At 41.4% G+C, this 21,544-nt stretch carries 26 protein-coding genes (1 of these 26 cut by a window edge); 10 read left to right on the top strand and 16 right to left on the bottom strand.

Annotated features, from left to right (window positions below; genetic code table 11):
- Together thiI and GOP56_RS12030 are read right to left on the bottom strand one after the other, a co-directional pair.
- Positions 1 to 409, bottom strand: partial view of a tRNA uracil 4-sulfurtransferase ThiI gene (gene thiI, locus GOP56_RS12025; protein ID WP_163245709.1) — the beginning only. The gene continues 791 nt to the left of window position 1, outside the view; only the first 409 of its 1,200 coding nucleotides appear in the window; the start codon lies at positions 407 to 409; its stop codon lies beyond the left edge, outside the window.
- Between the two features lie 12 nt (positions 410 to 421).
- Positions 422 to 1,510, bottom strand: coding sequence for a cysteine desulfurase family protein (locus GOP56_RS12030; protein ID WP_254068408.1), 1,089 nt, complete (start codon positions 1,508 to 1,510; stop codon positions 422 to 424).
- Positions 1,511 to 1,879: 369 nt separating this feature from the next.
- Between GOP56_RS12030 and GOP56_RS23410 the strand changes: the two genes are divergently transcribed.
- Positions 1,880 to 2,020, top strand: coding sequence for a hypothetical protein (locus tag GOP56_RS23410; RefSeq protein ID WP_003338667.1), 141 nt, complete (start codon positions 1,880 to 1,882; stop codon positions 2,018 to 2,020).
- Between the two features lie 115 nt (positions 2,021 to 2,135).
- Here the strand turns inward: GOP56_RS23410 and dapF are convergent, their stop codons facing one another.
- A complete protein-coding gene (dapF, locus tag GOP56_RS12035; RefSeq protein ID WP_101669054.1) occupies positions 2,136 to 3,002 on the bottom strand; it encodes a diaminopimelate epimerase in 867 nt (288 codons plus the stop codon).
- 188 nt (positions 3,003 to 3,190) lie between these two features.
- Here dapF and GOP56_RS12040 point away from each other — a divergent pair, with 188 nt between their 5' ends.
- On the top strand, positions 3,191 to 3,712 hold the full coding sequence (locus GOP56_RS12040) for a DUF84 family protein (protein ID WP_163245710.1): 522 nt from the start codon (positions 3,191 to 3,193) through the stop codon (positions 3,710 to 3,712).
- 466 nt (positions 3,713 to 4,178) lie between these two features.
- On the opposite strand, the gene GOP56_RS12045 is transcribed toward GOP56_RS12040, so the two are convergent.
- Positions 4,179 to 4,790 carry a cytochrome d ubiquinol oxidase subunit II gene (locus GOP56_RS12045; protein ID WP_163245711.1) on the bottom strand — a complete coding sequence of 204 codons (612 nt, stop codon included), beginning with the start codon at positions 4,788 to 4,790 and terminating at the stop codon, positions 4,179 to 4,181.
- Between the two features lie 92 nt (positions 4,791 to 4,882).
- Here GOP56_RS12045 and GOP56_RS12050 point away from each other — a divergent pair, with 92 nt between their 5' ends.
- Positions 4,883 to 5,494 carry a 5' nucleotidase, NT5C type gene (locus tag GOP56_RS12050; RefSeq protein WP_096887593.1) on the top strand — a complete coding sequence of 204 codons (612 nt, stop codon included), beginning with the start codon at positions 4,883 to 4,885 and terminating at the stop codon, positions 5,492 to 5,494.
- A 306-nt stretch (positions 5,495 to 5,800) separates the two neighbouring features.
- Here the strand turns inward: GOP56_RS12050 and GOP56_RS12055 are convergent, their stop codons facing one another.
- Together GOP56_RS12055 and GOP56_RS12060 are read right to left on the bottom strand one after the other, a co-directional pair.
- Positions 5,801 to 6,082: a DUF4183 domain-containing protein gene (locus tag GOP56_RS12055; RefSeq protein ID WP_022586564.1), complete on the bottom strand. Its 282-nt coding sequence runs from the start codon at positions 6,080 to 6,082 to the stop codon at positions 5,801 to 5,803.
- 153 nt (positions 6,083 to 6,235) lie between these two features.
- On the bottom strand, positions 6,236 to 6,712 hold the full coding sequence (locus GOP56_RS12060; RefSeq protein ID WP_163245712.1) for a hypothetical protein: 477 nt from the start codon (positions 6,710 to 6,712) through the stop codon (positions 6,236 to 6,238).
- 486 nt (positions 6,713 to 7,198) lie between these two features.
- Between GOP56_RS12060 and GOP56_RS12065 the strand changes: the two genes are divergently transcribed.
- Positions 7,199 to 8,785 carry a DUF4183 domain-containing protein gene (locus GOP56_RS12065; RefSeq protein ID WP_163245713.1) on the top strand — a complete coding sequence of 529 codons (1,587 nt, stop codon included), beginning with the start codon at positions 7,199 to 7,201 and terminating at the stop codon, positions 8,783 to 8,785.
- A gap of 85 nt (positions 8,786 to 8,870) precedes the next feature.
- Positions 8,871 to 9,155 (top strand): DUF4183 domain-containing protein, encoded by a 285-nt coding sequence (locus GOP56_RS12070; RefSeq protein ID WP_163245714.1) that lies wholly within the window; start codon positions 8,871 to 8,873, stop codon positions 9,153 to 9,155.
- Positions 9,156 to 9,687: 532 nt separating this feature from the next.
- Here GOP56_RS12070 and GOP56_RS12075 read toward each other — a convergent pair.
- Positions 9,688 to 9,900: a DUF1540 domain-containing protein gene (locus GOP56_RS12075; protein ID WP_163245715.1), complete on the bottom strand. Its 213-nt coding sequence runs from the start codon at positions 9,898 to 9,900 to the stop codon at positions 9,688 to 9,690.
- A gap of 125 nt (positions 9,901 to 10,025) precedes the next feature.
- On the opposite strand from GOP56_RS12075, the gene GOP56_RS12080 reads away from it, so the two are divergent.
- A complete protein-coding gene (locus GOP56_RS12080; RefSeq protein WP_163246850.1) occupies positions 10,026 to 10,802 on the top strand; it encodes an SDR family NAD(P)-dependent oxidoreductase in 777 nt (258 codons plus the stop codon).
- Positions 10,803 to 10,809: 7 nt separating this feature from the next.
- Here the strand turns inward: GOP56_RS12080 and GOP56_RS12085 are convergent, their stop codons facing one another.
- From GOP56_RS12085 to GOP56_RS12110, 6 genes are all read right to left on the bottom strand, one after another.
- The gene (locus GOP56_RS12085; protein ID WP_163245716.1) at positions 10,810 to 12,027 is read right to left on the bottom strand and encodes an MFS transporter; all 1,218 of its coding nucleotides are present in this window, start codon (positions 12,025 to 12,027) and stop codon (positions 10,810 to 10,812) included.
- Positions 12,028 to 12,251: 224 nt separating this feature from the next.
- Complete coding sequence (gene codY, locus GOP56_RS12090; RefSeq protein ID WP_003334868.1) at positions 12,252 to 13,028, bottom strand: GTP-sensing pleiotropic transcriptional regulator CodY; 777 nt, start codon at positions 13,026 to 13,028, stop codon at positions 12,252 to 12,254.
- A 195-nt stretch (positions 13,029 to 13,223) separates the two neighbouring features.
- Positions 13,224 to 13,820 carry a YitT family protein gene (locus GOP56_RS12095; protein WP_003334867.1) on the bottom strand — a complete coding sequence of 199 codons (597 nt, stop codon included), beginning with the start codon at positions 13,818 to 13,820 and terminating at the stop codon, positions 13,224 to 13,226.
- A gap of 83 nt (positions 13,821 to 13,903) precedes the next feature.
- Positions 13,904 to 14,680 (bottom strand): sporulation protein, encoded by a 777-nt coding sequence (locus GOP56_RS12100; protein WP_163245717.1) that lies wholly within the window; start codon positions 14,678 to 14,680, stop codon positions 13,904 to 13,906.
- A gap of 101 nt (positions 14,681 to 14,781) precedes the next feature.
- Entirely contained in the window at positions 14,782 to 15,291 is a 510-nt protein-coding gene (locus tag GOP56_RS12105; protein ID WP_003334865.1) for a sporulation membrane protein YtrI, read from the bottom strand.
- Positions 15,288 to 15,602 (bottom strand): YtrH family sporulation protein, encoded by a 315-nt coding sequence (locus GOP56_RS12110; protein ID WP_003334864.1) that lies wholly within the window; start codon positions 15,600 to 15,602, stop codon positions 15,288 to 15,290. Before GOP56_RS12110 ends, GOP56_RS12105 begins: the two co-directional genes overlap by 4 nt.
- 379 nt (positions 15,603 to 15,981) lie before the next feature.
- On the opposite strand from GOP56_RS12110, the gene GOP56_RS12115 reads away from it, so the two are divergent.
- The 3 genes from GOP56_RS12115 to GOP56_RS23420 are packed head-to-tail and all read left to right on the top strand — an operon-like array spanning position 15,982 to position 17,549.
- Positions 15,982 to 17,226 (top strand): MFS transporter, encoded by a 1,245-nt coding sequence (locus GOP56_RS12115; protein WP_003334862.1) that lies wholly within the window; start codon positions 15,982 to 15,984, stop codon positions 17,224 to 17,226.
- Complete coding sequence (locus GOP56_RS23415) at positions 17,223 to 17,384, top strand: hypothetical protein (RefSeq protein ID WP_022584925.1); 162 nt, start codon at positions 17,223 to 17,225, stop codon at positions 17,382 to 17,384. The genes GOP56_RS12115 and GOP56_RS23415 overlap by 4 nt, the downstream gene beginning before the upstream one ends.
- 27 nt (positions 17,385 to 17,411) lie before the next feature.
- The gene (locus GOP56_RS23420) at positions 17,412 to 17,549 is read left to right on the top strand and encodes a hypothetical protein (RefSeq protein WP_003334859.1); all 138 of its coding nucleotides are present in this window, start codon (positions 17,412 to 17,414) and stop codon (positions 17,547 to 17,549) included.
- A 277-nt stretch (positions 17,550 to 17,826) separates the two neighbouring features.
- Here GOP56_RS23420 and GOP56_RS12120 read toward each other — a convergent pair whose 3' ends face one another.
- Both GOP56_RS12120 and GOP56_RS12125 read right to left on the bottom strand, forming a co-directional pair.
- Positions 17,827 to 18,333: a hypothetical protein gene (locus GOP56_RS12120; RefSeq protein ID WP_003334857.1), complete on the bottom strand. Its 507-nt coding sequence runs from the start codon at positions 18,331 to 18,333 to the stop codon at positions 17,827 to 17,829.
- 28 nt (positions 18,334 to 18,361) lie between these two features.
- A complete protein-coding gene (locus GOP56_RS12125) occupies positions 18,362 to 19,438 on the bottom strand; it encodes a M42 family metallopeptidase (protein WP_163245718.1) in 1,077 nt (358 codons plus the stop codon).
- Positions 19,439 to 19,738: 300 nt separating this feature from the next.
- Between GOP56_RS12125 and GOP56_RS12130 the strand changes: the two genes are divergently transcribed.
- Entirely contained in the window at positions 19,739 to 21,016 is a 1,278-nt protein-coding gene (locus GOP56_RS12130) for a BaiN/RdsA family NAD(P)/FAD-dependent oxidoreductase (protein ID WP_163245719.1), read from the top strand.
- A 321-nt stretch (positions 21,017 to 21,337) separates the two neighbouring features.
- On the opposite strand, the gene GOP56_RS12135 is transcribed toward GOP56_RS12130, so the two are convergent.
- Positions 21,338 to 21,544, bottom strand: a complete 207-nt coding sequence (locus tag GOP56_RS12135) for a hypothetical protein (protein WP_003334853.1) — start codon at positions 21,542 to 21,544, stop codon at positions 21,338 to 21,340.

Consider the following 21,544-nt stretch of genomic DNA (forward strand, 5'->3'; position numbering starts at 1 on the left):
CAATATTTCGTAGGAGATGAGTCCCTACCATTCGATTAACATCCATCGAAGGCATTGGGTAACGTTTATCAGCTCTGCGCGTGTCTACACGGAAGGTACGCGGAGCAGGGGTCAGAGACTGAACCAAGCGAAGCGTTCCTTCTTTAATAGCTTCATCGGTTTGTTCAACCTGAATCGTTGGGCTAATGGAGGTAATTCCAAACACTGCTTGTAACTTCTCCATTACCTCGTAGGGATTCTCTCCATTCAATTGGACATACATCCGCCCGTACCGTCGATATACCTCAACGGATGGGTGAACCTCCAGTACATTTCGGACATTTCTCATCAGCGTATCTTCAAATTGATCTCGATTACGTCCTTTTAGTGCTAATTCGCCATAGCGAATCAAAATTACATCATAGTTCATTGCTGTCATCCTCTACACTTTTGTATATGGTAAAATGCGATTTTTGCATGTTTGCAGCGCTACTAAAAATTTCTCCACGTCATCCATGGTATTTTGTTTACCTAGGCTTATTCGCAAAGAAGATTTGGCCTGTTCGCGACTCATTCCTGTTGCTACCAATACTGGACTTGGCTCATCAGACTTAGCTGAGCAAGCGGAGCGAGTAGACACACAGAATCCTTCCGCTTCTAGGGCATGTAACAAAACCTCGGCTTTCATCCCTAGCACGGAAATATTTATGATATGAGGTGCCGCTTCTGTTTCAGGAGAATTAATTATACATCCAGGAATTTGTTGAATTCCGTCTCTTAAACGTTGCTGCATCTCTTTTAGCCTTGACATATCCTGTGTAGCCGTCTCTTCAATTAAACGCATGGCTTTTGCCATTCCTGCAATTCCGGGGATGTTTTCCGTACCGGAACGCAGTCCACTTTCCTGACCTCCACCTTTTAATAAAGGCTCAATCAGCATATTCTCACGTTTTACAAGAATACCAACACCACGAGGACCGTGAAATTTGTGAGCAGATAAGCTTAGCAAATCAACTCCCCACTCATTTATACGAAGGGGTACCTTTCCAAAGCTTTGTACTGCATCGACATGAAAGATAACCTTAGGAAACAGCTTCAGATATGTACCAATCTGATTAATCGGTTGGATAGTCCCTAACTCATTATTGACATGCATAATAGATACAAGAATCGTATCAGGGCGCATAGCCTGTTTCACATCTTCTAGGGAGACTCTCCCTTCCTTATTAACAGGAAGATAAGTTACATCGTAGCCAAATTCCTCTAGCTGTTTACAAACATCCAAAACAGAGGCATGCTCTATTTGGCTTGTAATAATATGGCGACCACGCTCACGATAACGCATGGCTACACCTTTAATGGCTGTATTGTTACTTTCCGTGCCACCGGAAGTGAAGAAAATCTCTGTTGGTTTCTTTTGCAAAGCGTGGGCAGCAATTTGACGAGCCTGTTTTAAAACATTCTCTGCCTCTACTCCCAAACGATGCAAGGAAGAAGGATTCCCATAATATGCTTCCATAGTCCGCTTCATGGTGTCAATCACCTGCGGATGGGGTTGGGTCGTGGCACTGTTATCCAGGTAAATCACGGCAAAGACACCCTTCCTACAATTCAAATCTGGGTCGAACTGTCTTACATCATACCATATTGTTTGTTTTTACAACTACCTTCATGCTGTAGTTCTTTACTTTGGCTTGATAATTGCTGTAGGGCGTTAGCCGTCCTTTGGTATAAAAAGCGGCTTCTTGTCTTATCCTAACCATCAGTCGAATGAATCTACCAAGCGCTCGTTCACATTTAAGTCATAGTTGTAAACGTTTTCAACAAAGATCGCTGCTTTACACACTTCTTTATACTTGTTAGAATTATCAATAAATTCAGCTAGAAAGGGGACCTTATCATGACAGTAATGGAAAAAATCAAACAAATGGAGGATGAATTGCAAAAGCTAAAGCAAGAGGTTGAAAAGGCAGAAAAATCAAAGCAAATCTATATTGATGATGAAACCTCCCACGATGTCTTAACAGAGGTATACAACTAAAGATGAACATGAAAATTCTCATATGTCTACTGGCTAGTTTCTATAGGAAAAGTGGTTACTCACACGATAAGGAGATAACCACTTTTTTGCCCTCTTTTATCTAAAATAAAGGATGCTATTGATCTAGTAACGGCAATGCTCCAAAATACTCACCTGCAAATACCTCGGCGGCTGCACCTGTCATATAAACATGCTGATCAGCCTCACGCCATTCTATCTGCAAATCGCCTCCCAGTAAATGTATCGTGGCCATTCGCTCTGCTTTTCCTTCTAAAACAGCGGCTACTAATGCAGCACATGCTCCCGTTCCGCAAGCAAGTGTTACACCAGAGCCCCGCTCCCATACACGAAAGGTAATATCAGAAGGTGTATTTACGGAAATAAATTCAATGTTCGCTCTTTCAGGAAATAAAGCATGCTTTTCTAGTAATGGACCATAGGTTGTTACTTCTTCTTCGGAGATTTTATCCGTTAGAATCACTACATGAGGATTCCCCATAGAAACTGCTGTGAAAGTCAAGGTCCGCCCGTTGATTTGCACCTGTTCACCAATCGCTTTCGTATCGGGGTCCCCCGCCATAGGGATTTGTCCACGCAATAAACGTGGTTTTCCCATATCAACTGTCACCTTCTCTACTTTCCCATCCGCACCTATATGTACAACCGGGGTAACAATTCCCCCATTTGTTTCAATGGTAAAGGATGTCTCCTTCGTCAAGCCATGGTCAAAAACATACTTACTCACGCAACGTAGTCCGTTACCACAATTACGGGCCTCGCTACCATCGTTATTAAATACTCTCATCCGAAAATCTGCTATTGTTGAAGGCATAATCAAAATTAAACCGTCTGCCCCGATTCCGAAGTGTTGCTGGCTTACTCTTCGTGAAAGTTCCGGCAAATCTACATTCGTGAGAGACTCTTCAAAACAATTGACATATACGTAATCGTTGCCTATCCCATGCATTTTCGTAAACCTCATGCCCGACTCCCACCATTCCGATATTTTTTCTCATTGTATCACAGGCGATGTAGTTCATGATTTCTTCTTTACAGCTTGTTTCGTTTCTATTAAAGAAATCTATTCGATAAGCTTTAACATGCACGTTTAATAGATACACTTCCAACCTGTTATAATAATCAAGAAGCAAAAGGTGGGAGTGAAAACTATTGTATAAAACGCTTGCTTTAGGAAGTCAGAATCAGGCTAAACAGAAAGCCATCTTTTTAGCTACTGATATTCAGCCTCAGTGTGTAAGTGTGCCTTCTGGGGTAGCTGAGCAGCCTTTATCTGAGGATGAAACGATTAGAGGGGCCATTACGCGGGCCAAGCTAGCCCTTGAGGCTGTCCCTAATGCTGAGATAGGCTTCGGACTAGAGGGTGGTCTGACCTTTGATGCTATCTATACGAAACAGTGGTATCTCATCTCCATCTGTGCCGCTTGGAATGGGGAAACCTTACATATTGGGAAAGGACTTTCTTTTCCCATCCCTAATCATATTGGAGAAGATATGAAAAGATCGGGTAGGGAATTACGCGAAGTGATTGATAGGTTATCAGGAACTAGTAATAGTAATCACAAAGAGGGAGCATATGGTCTTTTTACAAATGGTAAAATTACTCGCGCTCATGTTTTTAAAGAAGCGGTAATCGCCGCTCTTACACCGTTTGAGTCCGTTTTGTATCGCTGAGAATAAGTCCTCACCCTACATAGGATGAGGACTTTGGTGATGCTTTCTGATCTTCTACTATTCTTCAAATTTACCGGTTATCGCATCCATACTGCCTGATCCTCTCTTGTTTGGTATAGGCGTATAGGCAAGGATCGGGGTTTGTTGAAGGTTTTCATCTTTCACTGGGTAAACGTATGTCAGATGAGTGGCGGGTTATTACTATCATTTTTTTGTTCTTCCATTACGAGAATGATCGATGGCTACATACCTCGCTATTCTCAAGATCCACGTCTTCATAGTCGAATGCAAGAATTGAAGTTACACATGTCCAAATCTAAATGATAAAAATCTCAGCATCAATTGCAAGATTAGCACTTTTCTATCGTATTTTCCCTTTATTTCACACAAAGGAGGGGCTAGCCTTGCAGGTTCAATGCCTACAAGTCAGCCCCTCGCTTTGCTTTATTTTGTCGATAATAATGATTTACCGGGCAGAGTAATACGGATAAATTAAAAGTGCTCCTACAAAGGCAAGAGCTCCGATAACCATTGCCCACGTCCCCATTGATCTTGCCTCACGACGATAAGCTAGGAATCCCAGCACAATTCCCAGAGGGCCTAGAACATAAGGTAGCAGGAATAAGGACAAGATGGATGAGCCTATTCCTACCATTCCTATTCCGCTACCTTGGACTAAATTGCCATCCTTATCTTCAGCTTGTCTTGCTTCTCGCAAGCTAGAATTATCGCCATTGCGTAACCGTGTCGGACGGTATGGCTCGGCGATTTCCGCAGCTGTTTCTGTTGAGACATCATTTCGATACGACATGGAATCATTATTATTGACCTGAGAAGATTTCGCCACCGCTTGTGTAGATTGATTTTGATCGCCTGAATAGCGCTCCGTCTGTGTCAAAGGATTATATTCAACATTCCCCTTCGTTTGGGTAGCGCCTGGCTCCAGTGAAGCCCGCATCCATGAATCCTGAGCTAGCTCCGTATCATACGACTTAGTATCAATTTTGTCTCTGCGGCTTTGAGCAGTCCCCGCTTCCTTCTGCTCACCACGTAAACGTCGTTTCTGATCGTTACCCATGCTGTGCTCCAACCCCTTTTTAATCAGGATGAAATGAAGGAAGTAGCCTTATTCTCTGTCTTCGGTGTACAATTTACTCAGGAGGCGAGGAGATGACAAACAAAAAATCACTAAAAATTGGTATTGATATTGACGGTACAGTTACCGATCCTAGCAGTATTGTCCCTTTTTTGAATCGATCCTTTGGCAAAAATTTAACACTACAAGATTGCTTTGAATATAATTTAGCGAATGTATATGGAATCACAGATGAAGAGTTTACTACCTGGCTTTTACAAAATAGCCAAGAGGTCTACTCCCACTCTCTTCTACATGGCAACGCCTCCGAAATTTTGCAAAACTGGCACTTCACTCATGAACTTATTTATATCAGTGCCAGAGCTTCAGAGGATATGCAGGTAACCAAAGCTTGGTTTGCTAAACATCATATCCCTTATCATCATATCGATTTGGTTGGCAGTCATGATAAAGTTCGTGCCGCGAAAGCATGGGGCATTGATCTATTTATGGAGGATCGATTAGAAAATGCCTTACAATTATCCAGTGAACTGAACATCCCTGTTCTATTGTTTGACACGCCGTATAACCAAGGTGAGCTTCCGTCCTTAGTCCATCGCATTACGAACTGGAATGAAGCGGAATCCTTTATTAGACGTCTGGAAGTGGAGCATGTCCTGACTTTAGTAGAGAAACAAGCCCTGTAGGTTTGAAAAATGCATTTGATTTACTTTAAAGTTCCCAAATAAAAAAGACGTAACCTTTTAAGGGGATACGTCAGGGTGTCGAAAAGATTTCGGCGACCTTTTTTATATGACAAGATACCCCGTTTATCCAGAGATATTATGGGATGCGGTGGTATCTTTGTTGTATTTATTAATAAAAGATGATGTAAGCAGTCGCTCGCAGATGGTATTTACCTAGGGCTCTTCCTCTTATAAAAAAACCCTAAAAGCCCAATGACAAATATCTAATATCTCTTACAAAGATCCGTATTAAGAAAAATTACAGGACTAGGTTATAACAAAAACAACGATAATTGGTACCCCGGGGTCAAGTGTGTCTCCTCCTGGAATACCAAGTGTAGTTGTGCTAACAGTCGAGGCATTAGCTAACTGAAGCACACCGTTAATATAAAGATTGTAATAGGTAAATGACGGGAATGCTGTAGCCGCTGCATTAGTATCATCTGTAAAAGCTGTAGCTGCAATTGCAAATGCCGCACCTGTTCCTGTACCAGCTCCTGCTGTGGACACAAATCTTCTCGATGTAACAAAGGGTTTGGTAATTGCCATTTTTCTTCACACCTTTTCAATATGTGGGAATCTCTTTTCGAGTTTCCTTGATTTATCATATACAACCCTTACTAGTTTCGTAATGGACAACCGACTCAGCATATTAGCTGTATTTTGCGTTTCTCTTTATATTAATTAAATTTTTTCAATATTTTATCTATTAGGCAAAACTTCGTATAAAAAAAGAATTAAACAATATTTGTACGCAATCAAGCATTTGCTCAGTCTAATAATTACAATTGGTTTATCATAATACATTTCTTGCCATGACACCGCTATGCTCACTTCCGAAGAAGCTGCTGATGCTGCTGAAATTGTCAAGCTTTCATCTGGACTTAGCTCAATGTCTATTTCTCCCAAAACCAGTTGTCCTGAATCTACCCTACCAAGGGCAATTAAAAGTACAGTTTTTCCGTCTGAAACAGTTGTACCATCCGTATCAAATTCCATAACGCTTGTATCTGTAGAAACATCAGTAAAGACTGGAGTTCCTTCTAAAGTGGCATTCTTGACTAGACGAATAACCGTTGACCTGGTCCCATCTACACTAAACGATATATAATCCATACGAATTGGCTTAAATAAATCAGTATTAACATTATAAGTAAACGTCCATCCAACTATTGGCATAAGATCAATGGTACGTAAATCCCCGATGACGAAAGCGGAAATTCATCACTTAGGGGTACAATTATTGACATTTGAATTTCACATCTCTTTTATAAATAATACTATTATCAGATGAATATTAGAGTTGAAACGAAAGGTACAAATAACATTTTTTACATAAAAAGGCATCAGCTACCCGTATATGCTTTCTTCGGGATATATTTTTGAATATTCAACCATATAAAAAGCTGCTTGTAGGCCTTTTAAGCCTTATCTTGTCCTAAGCTTCTTGTCTTATTTTCATTTAGACGTAAATCAACACTTTCCTTGATTAGCAATCGTACTTGTTCTATGATGCTAAACGTAAATTCAGATACACCACCCCCTAATTAGCCTAAATGCATAAAAATAGATTTCAACCTACCAGATATTAGTTGAAAGTCTAATTCACTAATAGGTAAAAAACGTAGCATAAATAGTAGTGGAAAATATTAGGGGGGGCTTACATTGGAAATCTATGATTCAAGAAGAAAATGTAAAAATAAAACTTATTATAAACAAAGAAAAAGATGTAAGACAACTGTCTGTGTAACTTGTCGCCCTTCTAAAGTAGTTATATGTTATCCTCAGTGCGGGCCTACCGGGCCTCAAGGCGTTACCGGACCTCAAGGCGTTACTGGACCCCAAGGCATTACTGGACCTCAAGGCGCTACCGGACCTCAAGGCGTTACTGGACCTCAGGGGATTTCTGGACCTCAAGGGGCTACTGGACCTCAGGGGATTTCTGGACCTCAAGGCATCACTGGACCTCAAGGCATCACTGGACCCCAAGGCATCACTGGACCCCAAGGCATCACCGGACCTCAAGGCATCACTGGACCTCAAGGCGTTACTGGACCTCAAGGCATCACCGGACCTCAAGGCATCACTGGACCCCAAGGCATCACTGGACCTCAAGGCATCACTGGACCTCAAGGCGTTACTGGACCTCAAGGCATCACCGGACCCCAAGGCATCACTGGACCTCAAGGCATCACCGGACCCCAAGGCATCACTGGACCTCAAGGCATCACTGGACCTCAAGGCGTTACTGGACCCCAAGGCATTACTGGGCCTCAAGGCATCACTGGACCTCAAGGCATCACTGGACCTCAAGGCATCACTGGACCCCAAGGCATCACTGGACCTCAAGGCATCACCGGACCCCAAGGCATCACTGGACCTCAAGGCGTTACTGGACCTCAAGGCGCTACCGGACCTCAAGGCGTTACTGGACCTCAAGGCGCTACCGGATCTCAAGGCGTTACTGGACCTCAAGGCGTTACTGGACCCCAAGGCGTTACTGGACCCCAAGGCGTTACTGGACCCCAAGGCGTTACTGGACCCCAAGGCATCACTGGACCTCAAGGTGCTACTGGACCTCAAGGTGCTACTGGACCTCAAGGTGCTACTGGACCTCAAGGCGCTACCGGACCTCAAGGCGTTACTGGACCTCAAGGCATCACTGGACCCCAAGGTGCTACTGGACCTCAAGGTGCTACTGGACCTCAAGGCGCTACCGGACCTCAAGGCGTTACTGGACCTCAAGGCATCACTGGACCCCAAGGCATCACCGGACCCCAAGGAATTACTGGACCCCAAGGCATCACCGGACCTCAAGGCATCACTGGACCCCAAGGCGTTACTGGACCTCAAGGTATCACCGGACCCCAAGGCATCACTGGACCTCAAGGCATCACTGGACCTCAAGGACCTACAGGACCTCAGGGACCTACCGGATCCATCAATTCCATTAGTATTTTCCCAACTGTTAATCGATACTTTTTTACCGCCAGCTCAGATATTGAACTAACTACCCCTACAGTTATTCTCGCTACTCAATTTACTAATGATTTAGGTAACTTGAGTACGGGATTTATTGGACTCGGGCAAAATAGCTATAACAATTTATACATCAACGGGATATTGCAGGAAGGCAGTCTATATGTAGTAAATCCAAATGCTCTTATTTTCTATCCGAAAGGAGGTACGATTTTTTTAGGAAGTCCAATCATTGTAGAAATTGTTCATTTTACGGTTCAATTAATTCTCTAAAAATGATTTAGAGCGATCAATTGATCCGCCCTGTCCTTTATTCAATTACTTGCATTTAATATAATAGAAAGGAGGTGCATGTAAAATGGCGATTACAAAACCTTTTATTGCCGGTAGAAGATTCGCGTCTACTGCAGGAGCTGGAACGGGTACCGGCGCTACATTTTCAGTTGCAGCAACAGTTTTCACTAATGACGCTGGTGCGGCCGCGACTGCATTTCCAGCATCATTTTCCTACTACAATCTTTATATAAATGGCGTACTTCAAACAGCCGATACTTCTTCTGTCACGACGACAGCAATCACAATTCCTGGTGGCGATGCGCTCGATCCAGGTACACCGATCATTGTAGAATTTGTAGTTACGTAACTCCTTATCACTTTTCAAACACCGGCAATTCCTTTCTTGAATTGTCGGTGTTTCCATAAAATGATAGGGCCATCTCTGTACTACACATATATACTGGTCAAGACATCAGCATAAAATAATAGTAAACATCTAGAAAAAATTGATTTTTCAGAACCATTCGAGTTAATCTGATAGTTCTATTACTGAAAGCTTTTAATCAATTGAACAAATTTTATAGGGTGAAAAAAAGCATGCACAGCCTTCTCTACACTGTTCGTAAAAGACAAAGCAATGGTATAAGACCGGCACTACTGATCAGCAACTGTACAGAATAAAAAAGATCGCTCTGCACCTTACTAAGTGAGAACGATCTTCTTTTATAATACTTTCGTACAGTATGATCAAATTCGATTTAAGGAAAATAAAAGTTTCTCCGCAGTATGACGTACCCTGATCAGAGATTACGTCCTTTTTCTTTGTCGCTACACATTGAATCCCCCTGCCAAAATCTAACCCACTTTCGGCAGGGGGATTCTTTCAACCTAGGAAGCGATTACGCCTTTGGCTTGAACGTATGACAACAGGTTTCTCGAGAAGTTGTTGCATAATCACGGTGCTCGGTATCATAACCGAACTCGTTTGCAAATTCAGCATCATAATCTTTGTTTGCATGAGGATCAATGTCCACCATAATAGCATCAGCATTACAATTGTTTCCTTGTCCCCAGTACGTGCAACTCGCTACACTGCATTTTACAACTGGCATATTGGTCACCTCCTATGGCTATACTGCACCCAGACAAGGACTTTTATAACCTTTCCCTTCAGGTTTTTTTTACATAGAATATCGTTAATGGTAGGATGTTTTATAGGAGGTGAATGAGTAGCATTATGAGTAAACCAGTAGTAATTGTTACAGGCGGTACCGGTGGACTTGGGATGGCACTTGCCAAGGAGTACATTCGTGAGGGATACCATGTGGTTATTACAAGCAGAGATCACACGAAACTAAAAAGAATCCAGCGTGAATGGAACCGTCCCCCAATGCTTCACATCTATAAACTAGACCTGTCCGATAATGAAGCAGTAAGAGCCTTTTCTGCTTGGATAAAGATTCGCTTTGGCCGTTGCGATATTCTCATCAATAATGCAGGCTCTGCTTTATTTAAGCCCTTTTTAGATCATTCACTGGAAGAGATTCACCAGACCATTGAATCAAATTTATTGGGCACATTATATATGACTCGTGCTTTCCTGCCTATGATGCTCGCTCAATCAGAAGCTAGGATTGTGAATATTGCTTCTCTAGCAGGTCGTGTTGCTTCTGCTAAAACGGCTGTATATGCTGCAACAAAAGCCGCTGTTATAAGATTCAGCGAGTCACTTCGACATGAGCTAGCTGCTACACACATCTCAGTTACCTGTGCCTTACCTGGTCCGATTGATACGCCATTTCTCATGTACGCAGACAATACAGGCACATATAAACAAAAAGTAAGTGGTTATCTGCTATCTCCCGAAAAAACGGCAAAAGCTATAATGAAAGCAACAAAACAGAAACGCTTTGAGGTAGCCCTACCAAAGCGTCTCCATCTACTGTCGCTCATTTATCCTTTATTACCAGATTTTATTATGAAACGAGTCGCACCCTTGCTGAATCGCAAATAATCCTAAATTATCGTAAAGCTCGCAACCTTACCATCGCTATGATCCCAACCAACATACATAGCACGGCACAATAAACAAAGATACGATCCATTCCTAATGAAGAAGCCAGGAGGCCGGATAAGAAACTTCCAACAGGTAAACCAAATCCTGTGATGGAACGATTGGCAGTTAAAACTCGCCCCAAAATCTCATTCGGCACCTGTTTTTGAATATAGGTTGAAATTAATACGTTAAATGGAGCAAAAACAACCCCACCAACAAAGAAGCACACAACAGCAATCTCCATGCGCTGCGTAAACCCTAGAGGGAATATAGCTAAACCCCACAAAAAAATAATCGCCCCGACTGTCACTCCAATTGGGTATTTCCAATTCTTGGCGATAAATAGCATCGAACTACCCAATGATCCGATCGCTATCGCTGTAAGCATATAACCTTGATAAGCCTCTTTTCCAATCCCCCATACTTGCTGTATGTATACAGGCAATAATTCTACAGGTGAATATCCCATATTAAAAAACAGACTAAAGAATAACAGAGAAAGGAGCATCGAATTCGTTCCTATATATCGATAACCTACCACAAGATCTTTCCAAAAATGAAGTAACGCCTCTCTTTTTGTCTGACTTGATATGTTTGAGTTTGGCTTATATGTATAGGAAACTCGTAAAAAGCACGCTGCACATAAAAAGAAACTAATTGAATCGATAATAATGACATTGGCCGGTCCGATTAACGTAACCGCTAACCCGGCTAGCATAGGCCCAAAAAGCCAAACAATCTGCCATTGCGCACTCATCACGCTATTTGCTTTAATGAGCAGTTCCTTATCCTTGATTAAGTTCGGAAGCATTGCTTGCTGACCAGTGCTGCTTAGTGGTGACAACATACCAGCTAAGGCCATGATGATATAAACGGTAGCGACTGGTACGGCTGGTAAAGACAGCAAAAAAACAAGCAATCCATATAAAGAGCCTCTTACCACATTATCAAAAATAATGAGTTTCCTTCGATCAATGCGATCCAATAAAACGCCTGCTATTAATCCAGATATCAGAGCTGGTACATAATAGGACAAAATAGAAGTCCCCATAATCGCTCCAGAACCTGTTCGATGTAATAAATACCAGCTTACCCCAAACGATCCAAATGAATTTCCGACAGCTGATAAAAAGATACCAAGCCAGAACCAACGAAATGATGGAGTTCTCCATAGCTCTTTCATGCTGTACACCTCCTAATCAAAAAGATATCATAATTATACGACTTTTTAAATATAAAAATTTAATAAGTAAAAATATTTAGTATTATCTACACGTAGATATCATTTCTTTACTACAGTAAAGTTTCACATGAAACATTAAAAATAATAAAAAAAGGCATGCCCGAAATAGGCATGCCTTACAACTGGAAGGAGAACATGGTAATCGTTACTACTGGCTTATGTGATTATGATGTTTTCCATTTTTCTAACTCAGAATGGAATTTATCATTTAGCACCTTAATATAGGTTCCCTTCATACCAAGAGAACGCGATTCAAGAACTCCTGCACTAGCAAGCTTACGCAATGCATTAACGATCACAGAACGGGTCAATCCAGCCTGATCTGCTAATTGACTAGCTACCAGCAACCCTTCCTTAGCATCCAATTGCTCCATGATTTTTTCAATCGCAATTTGCTCACTATAGGAAAGAGAAGACAAGGCAATCTTAGCAAATGTTTTATCACGAACTTCATTTTCAATCTGTTCTGTTCGCTGACGTACAATTTTCATCCCAACTACAGTTGCACCAATCTCAGCTAGGATGAGATCGTCCGTCTCAAAAGCACCAAATGCACGAGTTAATACTAATGTTCCTAATCGACTGCCACCTGCATTAATAGGTACGATGGTGGTCATCATTTGAGGGAACAGATTTTTCCACTCAGCAGGAACCATGCTGTAGTTACTGTGAACTGCCTCGTTAGCTACTGAGAAATGAATCTCTAATAATTTTTCCTTATAGTTTTCAGGTAAAAAGCTCGTAAAACGACCTGTTTCCTGAATCGAAATCTCTTGTGCAAAACCACTTCCTAAAATCTGACCATCTGCCGTGATGATATACATATTGGAATTGATGATATCAGAGAGCAATTTAGCAATATCCTGATATGATACCCCGTTTCCGCCCATCGTCTTTTGTAGCATCGCATTTATTCGTCTCGTTTTTTCTAACAAATTCATTTGGAAAATTCCTCCTCTAAATGTTTCATGCTCACAGTATTGTCTGAAAAATGTGCCTTGATACCTCGTATTCGAAAAAAATTTTTTCAGACGGTGTACGGCATACCATTTTGAGACGAAAATCGATGCTTAATCGGGGTTACTCAATAAAAAAAGCCTGGCATCTGCCAAGCTTTTCTGACTAACAATCTCAACTTATTCTGTCTGGATCATTCCACGACGATTCCACAAAAAAGTAATTCCTGATACGATCATGATCGCTAAAAAAGAATAAAAATAATGGGGCGTATCGCCTAGCAGTGCGCCTATCAACAAGATGATGATATCAAATACAAAGATCACAATCCCAATATTAATTCGTATTACATCAGATAGAAGTTTAGCCACCAAATCAAATCCATCTGTCGTTGTATTAAATCTAAGTAACAGCCCAATTCCCATGCCAATAAACAAGCCTCCCAAAATACTACTGAATAATAGAGAACAGGAGGTAAATACAGAGACATGCTGCAAAGGCGAAAATAAATCAATCAAAAAGGACGAAAGCAACAATCCATTGACGCTATCGTAAAAATAAGATCGCTTTGTAAACCAAGCATATAGATAAATTGGAATACTCATAACGATCATGACCAGCCCTACTTTATAGCCCGCCATATAGTTGATTATTAAAGCAATTCCGGTCAAGCCGCCGTCCATTAATTGATGCGGAATGATGAAACCGTTTACTCCAAGTGCAAGTAATCCACTGCCAATAAGCAAGGCTACTCCTTTACGTATCATATATACCATGCTCTACTCCTTGGGATGAGATCAAGACTAGTGTGTGAAGCAAGCTTGTATCTCATACCAAGGAGTTACGACTAGCTTTTTTCCTATCCAATGCTTTTCATAATCATCTGCTCAATCCATGCTGTCAGCTCTCGAATTGGTCTATTTTGATCCTGCTCAGTTAAACGCAGCCTCACATACCGCTCATCCATATCGAATGCTTCCTCCAGCATGCCTGCAAATCCGCGCTTACGTTTATCAACCTCTAACAGAACCTCTAGTTCATTTTCCTGTAAAAAGAAAATGACCTCCAGTTCATCTACATATTTACGGAACCGCCCTTGTGGCCGAAATTCAAATTCTTGTACAAATGGATAAGGCTGACCAAGCCGACGATTCCATTCACAATCGACTTTATATAACTGAAATCCTAATGTAGAGAGTGCCTCTAATACGTTCCCCATCATCGGATGCGGTTGTACCTCAATATAATCTGAGTCACCAGGATCAATTGCATTTTTTATATCTAGGCCTGTACGTAAATAGACCGGTTGTCTTCCTATCGTCAAAGGCGTTGCATAAGGTAATGGAAATGAAAACGAATAGACCTTTGTTTCCTGCGGTTCTATGCTAAAGGGTTCTGTCAAACGATGCTTTAACAGGATACATTCTTCTTTTGTCTTGTTTTGATTATTTTCTCGTTCATAATGAGTAATAACATAAATATAAATCTCATCAATATCCTGCTGAATATCTCCTCCCATAATATGAACTTCGCCTGTTACCAATTCACCAGGAAGCAATGTTTCCTTGAAAAGGCGTGTGTCTACAGTAGCTGCTCCAATTCCTACACGCGCCATCATCTTTTTAAATAACGACATCCCCCATGCCCCCTCGTTCCAAAAGCCCTTCTTATTTTGTTATAACTATATACGAACAAGCTGGGGTTTTGTTGCATTTTTCTCTTACAGCCATACACAAGCTATCCGATTGTTTTTGGTTGCTCTTTAGCCACTACATATAAGTGCAAAACCCGTGAAATAACGAGGGTTTTTATATTTACCTCTATGACCTTTCCTTGGATAATGTACTCTTTTTTTTGCAGTAATTCATGCAATATTTCATGCATTTCGCCTACTTGCTCCACTTTTTTCCTTTTCAATTGGGCCAAGTCTTTTTCTAGGCTATGCTTTAATTCTTCTTCGACAAAGGTGTTCGGGCGTTGTCCTAAAAAGGTGATCTCAACATCTTCAATCACGACATTCTGCTTTTTTCGTGCTACTTTATGCAGCTCGTTAAGATTATCCATTTCGTTTTGGAGACGATCATTTAATACATATAAATTTTTGTTCTCCAGCATTAGATCTTCCATTCTTTGAATAAATAAAAATAGAAATATCGCTCCTCCTGCGACACCTCCTAAAATAAACAAGCTGATATACCGAAGATATCGACGTACTTTAGGTAATCGCTCCTCTTGTAGAGTTGTCATGAAGCTTTCCCCTGCGTCAGCCATAGCATCGAAATCGTTCCGAGATGCGCTCCGATAAACGCTGCAAAAATATAAATGAGCTGTTTTAAAACAGGTGAGAAATTGCCGACAAATAATTTTTCAATTTGTAAAAATGAGTCAAATGTTCCTCCAAGGGCTCCCACCAGCCCCATAATTTTGAGCTGGATTGCTAGATCTGACATGACAAGTAACGGAGCTCGATCACTAAAAAAAGCACCCATGCCTCCTAGTATTGATCCCCCAATCACGATTCCATAAGCAACACAAAACGTTAAAATGACTTGAGCCACTTTTCTCACGCTCCTTGTGCTTCATACTTGTACCAATTTTGCGTATGCTCTACCCTACGCGCGAATAGAGCCAAATATGATTGTCGCTAAAGGAAAGCTTATAAAACCTCTCTCTTTTATTTATTCAAATCCATCATCCAACACGATGGAGATAAGAAAGACGACAACGATGATTCCAATGACCATCTCAAGACCACCTAATTTAAAAATACTCCCCATAAAATTCCCTCCTACTAGCCTCTTTTTATAGGGATATGTCACGGTTTACAAAAAGTCTCTAGGCATCTGCCCAGTTTCATGCATTTTGGGCTACGAATAAAGGGCGTCCCTCTTTTCACATACTAAGTCTGACATCAGAAGAGAGAGGAGGGACAATACCTTGGCCACCGCACGCCACTTACTTGGTAACCGCACATTTCTCTTTCTGTTGATTGCAGCTCTTTTTATGCATATTGCAATCTTTCTGGTGACCCCTATTTTTCCTATCTTTTTGGAAAAGGCACGCCATTTGCATGCAAGTCAAATTGGTTTCATTCTTGCTATCGCTAGCTTAATGTACCAAATCGGAAGTCTCGTTGGTGGATTTTTATCTGATCGTGTGTCACGTAAGCTTGTCATGGTAAGTGGAGCAGCCATTCAAGCAGGTGCTATGTTTGGTTTTAGTGTAAGCCAAACCTTTCTGCTTTTTATGGTATTTTCAGCCGTTAATGGCAGTGGTATGGGGTTAGTAGCCCCTGCCATAAAAGCAAAGATAGCTGATGTAGTAGGACAAGAAGATCGAACAACTGCATTTTCCTGGCGTGGAATCGCGGCCAACATTGGTATTATTATTGGGGGTCTTACGATTACGTTACTTGCATTAAGTACGAATCGAATTGTGTTCATTTATGCAGCAGGTGTTTATATTCTGTTGACCTTTTTTCTTCTATTTGCTTTACCTAAAGCCCGTCAGGAGAAAACGAAAAAGGATTCCTTATCATGGAGTCAGTATAAAGGTTTATTGGGTCATCGTAGCTTTTTGTTTTTCTGTCTGGTATCTTTGCTGGTTTGGGGGTTATATGCTCAATTTCCGCTTGTTGTTCCATTACGCGGACAACATATTATGGGGACAGGTGCCAAGGTAGGCTTGATATGGACGATTAATTCAACCTTTGTGGTTCTATTTCAAGGTGTTATTGCCCGTTATATCTTAGAAAAAATTAGTCCTTATTGGGCAATGGTCAGTGGTACCTTGTTCCTTGGTGCTGGCCTATTCGCGATGGGCTTTACTCATCAGTTTTGGACGTTTAGTGCAGCAGCCGTTGTGTTTATTATTGGTGAAATGCTGGCTGTACCTGTATTCGACAGTTTAGTTGGGCATTTTGCTAAGCCTCCTTTATTGGGAGCTTATTATGGGATCGGCAATGTAGTCACAGGGATTAGCGGTGCTTTAGGTAATGCGCTTGGTGGCTATATGATTGAGTCGCTTGGCGGCGTAGGCAGTATGCGACCATGGTATATGTACGGCATCATTACATTAATTTCTGTTGCCATTCTGACCGCTTTTGCTATCTATGCTAACGCCCGTCATAAAAATAAAGAATCTTCCTCTTCTCTACACCCTAAAAAGGAGCGTGCGCGATGAATTCTTCTACAGATGATCATAAGCAGCAAGGAGCCAATCTTCTTGATAAAGCACCGTTTTGCTCTTTATTGTTTCATATGGAAAATGAAGCTCATGAGTCAATACTTGAGGAATACAAAAGATATAAGCCTGAGTACAGGTTTTTGTTTTGGGAATAATAAGACCTTGAAAGGAATGATAAGAAGATGAATATGGATAAAAAACGCTTTTCCAATAACTCCAATGAACGCAGTGAAACAAATACACAGCCAAAGAAAACCCAAGACGATCGTCCGGGCTTTGGTGACAAAAAATTAGAAGGACCAGATCGTCCTTCCACATAATTCTGAGTGGCTTTCACTTGCTAAGTAGTAAGGCAGGTGGAAGCCTTTTTATATGAGGAAAGATACTTTTCTTGATGGAATGAGCCTCTAATTTTCTATGGAGGCTTTCCTGCTTCGTACGTAGTTGAATTGTTAGCATGTCAGCCAAAAAAGCACCCCTCTTTGTCCTGTAATACTCCTACAGAATAAAAAGGGATGCTCATAAAGCTTGTAGTTGATTCATAGATTATACTGCGCTGTGCATTCAATACTTTCTGTAACGAAATACATCTTCAGCCTACTTCTGAACTGCTTGAATCTGGTAAGGAACGTGCATGGCCCGAAGCAGTTCAAAAAATTGTTTTTCCTCCTCAAGAGGTATCACTACTAACAAATATTGATTAAAATATGAGACAATGCGATCTAATTCCTGTTCTTTTAGAGCAAACCGCGATAACTCACCAACATCTTTTAGTTCATAAAAATATTGAAAGCGTTCAGGCGTCATCTTTGCCGTAAAAGTGCGGCTTACAACCGTTTCACCCCGATAATTATTCTGTACATTTTCCGTAGAAGCTCCCAGCAGTGTAAGAATCCTCGCTGCATTTCCCCCTACTTTTTCCACCAGCATATTGTCGTTATACTCCACCTCTAAATCAGTAAGACGATTTTGGACAGAATGAAGCATAGCCATCAATACCTTACGTACCACTAAATTCGTTGGAGCAAATTTATGGTCATAAAAATTATATTCCAGTACGGCATCTGTAGCCGTTTCATGGCGATAAAATTTGATGGCATTCATTGAAAATCACGCTTCCTTTCACATACGCTTATCGGCGACGAGTAGCCTCAAGCGTAGCCCAATCCAACTTTTTAACCAGAGCAAACAATAGCTTTTTCGCATTTTGATAATCATCTTCATGCATGATGGATGCATGGCTATGAATGTAACGAGACGGAATACCAATAACTACTGAAGGAACACCTTTACCATGCATATGGACAGCCCCTGCATCAGTCCCACCTTGACTAATAAAGTATTGGTATTTGATCCCTAGTTCTTCGCATGTATCAATTAACAAATCACGTAAGCCTGGCTGCATAATCATTGTACGATCCAAAATACGTAATAGTAAGCCATCCCCCAATTTACCCATGCCATCTGTCACACCAGGAATGTCGCCAGCCGGGCTAGCATCTAATGCAATAAACATGTCAGGGTCAATCATGTGAGCCGCTGTCTTTGCACCACGTAAACCGACTTCTTCCTGTACGGTAGCACCTGCATAGATAACGTTAGGATGCTGTGGATTTTCGTGCAATTCTTTTAGTAATTCTAATGAAAGGGCGCATCCATAACGGTTATCCCAAGCTTTTGCCATGAATTTTTTCGGGTCAGCCATTTGGGTAAAGGGGCAAATCGGCAGGATTGGATGTCCTGGTTTAACCCCTGCCTTAAGAACTTCCTCTTTCGTATCACAACCGATATCAATATACATTTTCTTTATATCCATTGGGCGATTGCGCATATCTTCACTTAATACATGTGGTGGAATGGAACTAATTACCCCGATAATCGGGCCATTTTCTGTAATAATTTGAACTCGTTGGGCCAATAATACCTGACTCCACCAACCACCTAATGGCTGAAAGGAAATAAAACCTTTATCGGATATTTGGGTTACCATAAACCCTACTTCGTCCATATGGCCTGCAACCATAATACGAGGTCCTTGTTCATCCCCGCGCTTCACTCCAAAAATACTTCCCATATTATCATAGGTGACTTCTTCTGTATAAGAGGAGATATATTCTTTCATAATGGAGCGGACAGGTCCTTCAAATCCCGGAGCACCAGGCGCTTCTGTTAATTTTCTCCATAAATCTAACTGAAATTGATCGGCCATTACCTTGATCCTCCCAAACTGAGTCTTTTTTGTTGTATTCTATGTAAAGACAACTGTATACTTTTCCATTATCGACTACCTGTTAGACTTATGCAACCATGTAAGTAAGGGAAGCCTGAAGAGTACCACTGTGAAAAATACTGGTAGAAACCATGTAGAATGGCTTTTTTGAATGTAATGGCATACTTGATCTAACTTACATCTAGTTTGCCCAGTCAATATCTCCTTATCACATCTTGTGTAATGATGGAGAAAAATGTGCTTATTACTCTATACAGTAAATAAAAGGATGAACATTTCATGAAGAAAGAAAGATTTGATTGCATTGTTATCGGTGGCGGTCCCGCGGGGCTTATGGCCGCCTATTCAGCTGCCAAGCACGGAGCCAGTGTCTGTTTGCTTGAAAAAGGTGAAAAACTAGGACGCAAACTGATCATTTCAGGTGGCGGACGCTGTAATGTCACGAATGCTAAGGAGTTAGAAGAACTGATTAAACAAATTCCGGGAAATGGTCGTTTTATGCACAGTGCCTTTGCCCAATTTAACAATCAGGATATTATCTTCTTTTTTGAAGGAATAGGGGTTTCCTTGAAAGAGGAAGATCGTGGTCGAATGTTTCCAACGACAGATAAGGCTATTACTGTAGCCAACGCTCTTGTTAATCAGTTAAAACAGGAGGGAGTTCACATCCGTCTGCATGCAGAGGTAGAGCGTGTCCTGTATGAACAAGATGCCTGCACAGGGGTTGAATTAAAGAACGGAGAGATTCTGAAGACAAAAGCGGTTATTATAGCAGCAGGCGGATGCTCTGTTCCTCAAACAGGCTCCACCGGTGATGGCTATAAGTGGGCAAAAGCAGCAGGCCATACCATTACTGACCTATATCCAACAGAGGTACCATTACGAGCAAGTGATGAGATCATTAAACAAAAAACGTTACAGGGTCTCTCTTTACGTGAGGTCGAACTAACCCTTACTGATCCAAAAGGAAAGAGGGTAACTACACAGGAAGGAGATATGATCTTTACTCATTTCGGTGTATCTGGTCCGGCTGTCCTACGTTTAGGACATTATGTATCCGTTACTCAGCGTAAATTCGGCGCCGTTCCCCTCCAACTGACAATTGATTTATTTCCTGGGCGTTCAATCGACATCATTTCCCAGGAAACTTGGAAGCTTTGTGAGGAACAACCGAAAAAAGCGATCAAAAACGCTTTAAAGGGCTATGTGCCGGAAAGGCTTATCCCTGTTCTTTTGCAGAAAACAGAGCTAGAAGAAGAAACCACCTTCAGTCATCTTAACAAACAAAAATGGCAAAATTTCGCTCGTCTTCTGAAATCATTTCCGTTAACAATCATTGGAACCCTGTCGCTGGAAGAAGCCTTTATTACAGGCGGTGGCATTCATACTAAGGAAGTGGACCCGAAAACAATGCAGTCTAAAAAAGCTGCTGGTCTATTCTTCGCTGGAGAAGTTCTTGATGTCCATGCACATACAGGTGGATATAACATAACCATCGCCTTTTCTTCTGGTTATGTAGCAGGCCTACATGCGTCTCAATACTCCCTATCAAGCTAGTTATCGGGAGTCTACTCAACTTTTAGACAAATAGTAGATGACGTACATTTTTTTAAAATACATGTTTAACGATCTGTTTTATTGGGGAATATATTACTAATTGCTCTTCCTCCCAGAAGAGCGTCTCAGAACCCTACTCCCCCTAAAAGTAGTTGGTTACTGATTCTCACACCTCTACTCCCTTTATCTTTATCTTTAGAAGCGTCGATCGTTGACGCTTCTTTTTTTTTACACATCATCAACAAAAAAAGCACGCCTTTAAAAAAGACGTGCCTTCCCTTATCATGACGAACCTATGTCTAGTGAAACCTATTCCTCTTGCTAGCTGACTAAAGTACGCAGTAGCAAAAAGCATCCCAGTATCACACATGATACACCCAACAGATAAAACGTATTCGCTCGTTGCTTCACGCGTTTTTCGTTACCTGCGAAATGAGCGCTCAAGCGTCGCTTCCACCGTTTGGTTGTAGGCTGGATGGCAACTACTACGCCTGCTACCAGCAAAACATACGGCATAGGATCATTCAT

The sequence above is a fragment of the Brevibacillus sp. 7WMA2 genome (assembly GCF_010748895.1).
In the GTDB taxonomy this organism is placed as follows: domain Bacteria; phylum Bacillota; class Bacilli; order Brevibacillales; family Brevibacillaceae; genus Brevibacillus_B; species Brevibacillus_B halotolerans.

Coding starts and splice junctions, on each gene's coding strand:
- GOP56_RS12030 (WP_254068408.1), bottom strand. CDS start 1,510: ATGAAGCGGACTATGGAAGCATATTATGGGAATCCTTCTTCCTTGCAT.
- GOP56_RS23410 (WP_003338667.1), top strand. CDS start 1,880: ATGACAGTAATGGAAAAAATCAAACAAATGGAGGATGAATTGCAAAAG.
- dapF (WP_101669054.1), bottom strand. CDS start 3,002: ATGAGGTTTACGAAAATGCATGGGATAGGCAACGATTACGTATATGTC.
- GOP56_RS12045 (WP_163245711.1), bottom strand. CDS start 4,790: ATGGGTAACGATCAGAAACGACGTTTACGTGGTGAGCAGAAGGAAGCG.
- GOP56_RS12050 (WP_096887593.1), top strand. CDS start 4,883: ATGACAAACAAAAAATCACTAAAAATTGGTATTGATATTGACGGTACA.
- GOP56_RS12055 (WP_022586564.1), bottom strand. CDS start 6,082: ATGGCAATTACCAAACCCTTTGTTACATCGAGAAGATTTGTGTCCACA.
- GOP56_RS12060 (WP_163245712.1), bottom strand. CDS start 6,712: ATGCCAATAGTTGGATGGACGTTTACTTATAATGTTAATACTGATTTA.
- GOP56_RS12070 (WP_163245714.1), top strand. CDS start 8,871: ATGGCGATTACAAAACCTTTTATTGCCGGTAGAAGATTCGCGTCTACT.
- GOP56_RS12075 (WP_163245715.1), bottom strand. CDS start 9,900: ATGCCAGTTGTAAAATGCAGTGTAGCGAGTTGCACGTACTGGGGACAA.
- GOP56_RS12080 (WP_163246850.1), top strand. CDS start 10,026: ATGAGTAAACCAGTAGTAATTGTTACAGGCGGTACCGGTGGACTTGGG.
- GOP56_RS12085 (WP_163245716.1), bottom strand. CDS start 12,027: ATGAAAGAGCTATGGAGAACTCCATCATTTCGTTGGTTCTGGCTTGGT.
- codY (WP_003334868.1), bottom strand. CDS start 13,028: ATGAATTTGTTAGAAAAAACGAGACGAATAAATGCGATGCTACAAAAG.
- GOP56_RS12095 (WP_003334867.1), bottom strand. CDS start 13,820: ATGGTATATATGATACGTAAAGGAGTAGCCTTGCTTATTGGCAGTGGA.
- GOP56_RS12100 (WP_163245717.1), bottom strand. CDS start 14,680: ATGTCGTTATTTAAAAAGATGATGGCGCGTGTAGGAATTGGAGCAGCT.
- GOP56_RS12105 (WP_003334865.1), bottom strand. CDS start 15,291: ATGACAACTCTACAAGAGGAGCGATTACCTAAAGTACGTCGATATCTT.
- GOP56_RS23415 (WP_022584925.1), top strand. CDS start 17,223: ATGAATTCTTCTACAGATGATCATAAGCAGCAAGGAGCCAATCTTCTT.
- GOP56_RS23420 (WP_003334859.1), top strand. CDS start 17,412: ATGAATATGGATAAAAAACGCTTTTCCAATAACTCCAATGAACGCAGT.
- GOP56_RS12120 (WP_003334857.1), bottom strand. CDS start 18,333: ATGAATGCCATCAAATTTTATCGCCATGAAACGGCTACAGATGCCGTA.
- GOP56_RS12125 (WP_163245718.1), bottom strand. CDS start 19,438: ATGGCCGATCAATTTCAGTTAGATTTATGGAGAAAATTAACAGAAGCG.
- GOP56_RS12130 (WP_163245719.1), top strand. CDS start 19,739: ATGAAGAAAGAAAGATTTGATTGCATTGTTATCGGTGGCGGTCCCGCG.
- GOP56_RS12135 (WP_003334853.1), bottom strand. CDS start 21,544: ATGAATGATCCTATGCCGTATGTTTTGCTGGTAGCAGGCGTAGTAGTT.